Origin of the sequence: Dietzia sp. B44, from assembly GCF_014145245.1 — a bacterium.
GTDB classification, from domain to species: Bacteria; Actinomycetota; Actinomycetes; order Mycobacteriales; family Mycobacteriaceae; genus Dietzia; species Dietzia natronolimnaea.
Map to the genome: position 1 here is coordinate 1 of NZ_JAALEF010000331.1, position 4,320 is coordinate 4,320.

The following is a 4,320-nucleotide window of genomic DNA, read 5'->3' on the forward strand; positions in this document are numbered from 1 at the left end:
TGGCGCGTCCTGGCGGAGACCGGGCACGTCAGCGGGCACGCGGACCGGGTGGGGGTGCGCATCGATCCGGCCGGGCCCGTGCCCCGGTCGAGCACCCGCGAGATCCCCAGCGAGGGCATGGTGCGCGGCGCGGTGCAGGTCCCGGCCGACGGTTCACCGGTCGTGTTCGGACCCGACCACCCCGTCACGGGCGGGTACCCGGTGATCGGGGTGTTGACCTCGCGGTCGTCGGACGCACTGTCCCAACTCCTGCCGGGAGCGCCGGTGAGCTTCCGGAGGGTGTCGGAGTGACCGACTAGGGTGTGCCAGGCGGAACCAAGTACCCTGGACCGTTGGTGTGCGCGGAAATCACTGCCTGCGGGCCGGTTTTCGTCCCTCACCGAAAGACGACTCTCTTCGAGGTGAAAGCAGACCATGTCAGCGATCGTCCTGATCGGCGCCCAGTGGGGCGACGAGGGCAAGGGGAAGGCCACCGACATCCTGGGCGGCCGCGTCGAGTACGTGGTCAAGCCCAACGGCGGGAACAACGCCGGCCACACCGTGGTGGTGGGCGGAGAGAAGTACGAGCTCAAACTCCTCCCCGCCGGGATCCTCTCGCCCACCGCCGTGCCCGTGATCGGCAACGGCGTGGTGGTCAACCTCGAGGCGCTGTTCGAGGAGATCGACGGCCTCGAGGCCCGCGGCGCCGACACCTCGCGGCTGCGCATCTCCGCCGACGCCCACCTGGTGGCCCCGTACCACCAGGCGCTGGACAAGGTGACCGAGCGGTTCCTGGGCAAGAAGGCCATCGGTACCACCGGCCGCGGCATCGGCCCCACCTACGCCGACAAGGTCTCGCGGGTGGGGATCCGCGTGCAGGACGTCTTCGACGAGTCCATCCTGCGGCAGAAGATCGAGGGCGCGCTGCACCTCAAGAACCAGATCTTCGTCAAGATCTACAACCGCCGCGCGGTCGAGGTCGACGAGATGGTGGAGTACTTCCTCTCCTACGCCGACCGGCTGCGGCCCATGGTCAGCGACACCACCCTCATGCTCAACCAGGCCCTGGAGCGCGGCGAGTCCGTGCTGATGGAGGGCGGCCAGGCCACCATGCTGGACGTCGACCACGGCACCTACCCGTTCGTCACCTCGTCCAACCCCACCGCCGGCGGCGCCTGCGTGGGGTCGGGCGTCGGGCCGACCAAGATCACCCACTCGCTGGGCATCGTCAAGGCGTACACCACGCGAGTGGGCGCCGGGCCGTTCCCGACCGAGCTCTTTGACAAGTGGGGCGAATACCTGCAGGTCACCGGCGGCGAGGTGGGCGTCAACACCGGCCGCACCCGTCGCTGCGGCTGGTACGACGCCGTGATCGCGCGCTACGCCGCCCGGGTCAACGGGTTCACCGACTACTTCCTCACCAAGCTCGACGTGCTCACCGGCATCGGCGAGATCCCCATCTGCGTGGCCTACGACGTCGACGGCGTCCGGCACGACGAGATGCCCATGTCGCAGACCGACTTCCACCACGCCACGCCGATCTACGAGACCATGCCCGGCTGGGAGGTCGACATCACCGGGGCGCGCGAGTTCAGCGATCTGCCGCCGGAGGCCCGCGCCTACGTGCTACGGCTCGAGGAGCTGGCCGGTTGCCACATGTCGTACATCGGGGTGGGCCCGGGCCGCGACCAGAACGTGGTGCGGCGCGACATCCTGAGCTGACCCGGGCCGGCGACTCAGGCCGCGGGGTGGCAGGACGACCCGCGTGATCGGGCGGAGGGACGAGGTATCCGGGGATATAGTCCCCTGCGGCGGTGTCGTTGATCCGCAGCCGGCCGCGTCCCCTCGACGATCGGATGACGCCCATGCCTTCCCTCGCCCGTCTCGGCGTCGCCGCCGCGACCACCGTCCTCACCTCGGTCACCCTCTGGTCAGGAGCCGGGGTGGCGGCAGCGCAGGAACTGACGCTCGTGGGGGCGCCCCGGAACGCCCCCAGCGCGACCTACACCAGTCTCAGCTCCCTGTCCGTCACCCGCTCGTCCGGTGAACCCGTCGTGTCCTACGCCAACAGGTCCGGGCGCGACCTCTTCTGCCTGACGATCCTCAGCACCGCTGAGGTGGTCAACGCCTACTACGATTTCCTCCGCACTCTCGAACCGGACGCGGAGGAGATCGAACTGCCCGACGAGCTCGAGGCGAGCGTCGAGGCCGCCGAGCAGGCCGGCCGGTTCGGGTATCTCACCTTCGAATCCGCGCCGGGCTCACGAGGCCCCGTCGACCCCGTGTTCGCCGTGCTCCCAGCGGACGGGTCGTTCGCGCTCGAAGCCGTGTCGAGCTGTACCGGGGACGGATACGTCGAGGTCGAGAGCACGACCTCGGGCGGGTACATCGGGTCACTTCCGGTGGGGTCGTCGGGCCTCGCGTCGAGCAGCGGGAAGACCACGGGTTCACTCGCGCTGGGCGTGGTCGCCGCGGTGGCGGTCGGAATCGGTGTGGCCACCGGGTCCACCTCAGCGCCCCCGTTCTGAGTGCTGGGCGGTGCCGGGGTTCAGCTTCGGCGTCAGCTCGGCAGGCCAGGGATCTGCGGAAGGGGGAACGCCCCGCCCGCCACTCCCGCGCCGACGGCCAGAGCGATGGAGACTCCCACCCCCGCGAGGATGATGAGACCGGCTCCGACGATGGGGTTGTCCAGGGAGCCGCCGTCCGCTGATCCCGACGCCTGCGCAACGTAGGCGACATGGCCGTCCGGGACGGGGGCGGCGTGGGCGGGCGCAACGGCAACGGAAGTGGCGGCGGTCAGAGCGAGAGCGGCGGCGGCAGAGGTTGTGCGGGTCATGATCATGTCTCCAGTATCGACTCTGAATGGACGGGCATTACCTACGGCCGTTCCTGCGGTCGGCTCGCGGCCCTCTGTGCGGCGGTGATGCACGCTCCGGCGCCGGCCCACTGTGCGGCCGCCTCGCGGCTCTGTGCGCCCGGCTCTATGATTCGGCGCGTTCTCGGAGGTATCGGCCGAGAAAGTCCGTTCCAGAACTCGCCGAGGACGCACGAACCGAGACGAGCCTTCGCGGATCGCTCCTCATCGCTCCTTGACGGTCCTGACCGCTCCCGAGAGGCGTCGATCTCGGGAGCGATCCGAGGGCAACGATCTGGCTGTGGATTGTCGTCCTGCTCATCCACAGCGGGCCGGCCACTACCCGGTGGACGGGCGTTCGCGTAGCACCATGCGGTCATGCCACCGACACACTCAGACCCTGCGCGCTCAGACCCTGCGCGACCGCCGAGGCGTGAGGCGGCCTTCGTCAGAGCCGTCTACGGTGGCGAGCCGTTCCTGGTCAACAGCGCACTGGCTGCGGGGATCCTCACAAGACAGGATCTGCGCACCCGCTTCCGTCGACTGCACCCGAGGGTCTACGTGCGAGCGTCAGCCGAACTCGACCCGGCGCAGAAGATCCGCGCGGCCTGGCTATGGGGTGGCCCACGCTCGGTGATCTGCGGGGGCGCCGCCGGGCACCTGGCCGGGGAGGCGTACTTCGGGGAGGAGCTAGTTCGCGACGAGGTCCAGCTCTGGAGGCCGACCTGGCGCAGGGCCCCGCCCGGGATCGTCGTCCGCAAGTGGACCGCCACTCCCGACCATCTGCTGTGGCAGGGGATGGCCGTGACGACCCCCGCCAGGACCGCAATCGACCTCGCCCGGCATATGGCGTCTGATGTCCGGGCGGTCGCGGCGCTCGATTCCATGTGTCGCACAGGCGGCACTGATCCGGATGCGATCGCGGCGGCGGCGTTCGCCATGGCAGGTCAGACCGGGGTCCGTCGTGTGCTGGGGTTGCTGCCCGCCGTGGATCCGTTGGCCGAGTCGCCCAAGGAGTCCGAACTGCGGTTGATCATGGGGCGACTGATCTGCCGGTGTTCGAGTCGCAGGTCGAGGTGCGAGATGAGTCCGGCGCGCTGGTGTCGCGACTCGACCTGGGTAACCGCCGGTGGAAGGTCGGGTTGCAGTACGACGGCAACGAGCATCTGACCCGGGCCCGTCGAGACGGCGATTCCGTGGCGATGCTGCGGCTGGCGTCACTGGGATGGGAGGTGAGGCGGGTGACACAAGGTCTGCTGCACACCCCGCGGACGCTCACCAGATTCGTTCGCGGGGCCTTCGAGAAGCAGGGCTGGGAGCATTCCGTGTGACCCGGTCGCATTCACTGAATCCCGGTCACGTTCTGGGACGGGCCCACTCGGCCGATGCATCCAGGACCGCGCCGGATCGGGGTGGCCGCCGGATCGAGGTGGCCGCCGGATCGGGGATGGCCGGCGGGTGGCGACAGGCGGGTGGCGACAGGCGGG

5 protein-coding genes and 1 pseudogene are annotated in these 4,320 nt (G+C 69.6%); 5 read left to right on the forward strand and 1 reads right to left on the reverse strand.

What is annotated here, in order from left to right:
- The 3 genes and pseudogenes from G6017_RS11260 to G6017_RS11270 form a co-directional block, all read left to right on the forward strand.
- A pseudogene (locus G6017_RS11260) lies at window positions 1-291 on the forward strand (biotin-dependent carboxyltransferase family protein); the annotation flags it as partial.
- A gap of 123 nt (window positions 292-414) precedes the next feature.
- Complete coding sequence (locus G6017_RS11265; RefSeq protein ID WP_182617397.1) at window positions 415-1,701, forward strand: adenylosuccinate synthase; 1,287 nt, start codon at window positions 415-417, stop codon at window positions 1,699-1,701.
- Window positions 1,702-1,844: 143 nt separating this feature from the next.
- Entirely contained in the window at window positions 1,845-2,507 is a 663-nt protein-coding gene (locus G6017_RS11270; protein WP_182610588.1) for a hypothetical protein, read from the forward strand.
- Between the two features lie 32 nt (window positions 2,508-2,539).
- On the opposite strand, the gene G6017_RS11275 is transcribed toward G6017_RS11270, so the two are convergent.
- Window positions 2,540-2,815 (reverse strand): hypothetical protein, encoded by a 276-nt coding sequence (locus G6017_RS11275; protein ID WP_241731491.1) that lies wholly within the window; start codon window positions 2,813-2,815, stop codon window positions 2,540-2,542.
- A gap of 816 nt (window positions 2,816-3,631) precedes the next feature.
- On the opposite strand from G6017_RS11275, the gene G6017_RS17450 reads away from it, so the two are divergent.
- Window positions 3,632-4,003, forward strand: coding sequence for a hypothetical protein (locus G6017_RS17450; RefSeq protein WP_524536290.1), 372 nt, complete (start codon window positions 3,632-3,634; stop codon window positions 4,001-4,003).
- Window positions 3,889-4,164, forward strand: a complete 276-nt coding sequence (locus G6017_RS16845; RefSeq protein WP_241731492.1) for a hypothetical protein — start codon at window positions 3,889-3,891, stop codon at window positions 4,162-4,164. Before G6017_RS17450 ends, G6017_RS16845 begins: the two co-directional genes overlap by 115 nt.
- Window positions 4,165-4,320 lie beyond the last annotated feature (156 nt).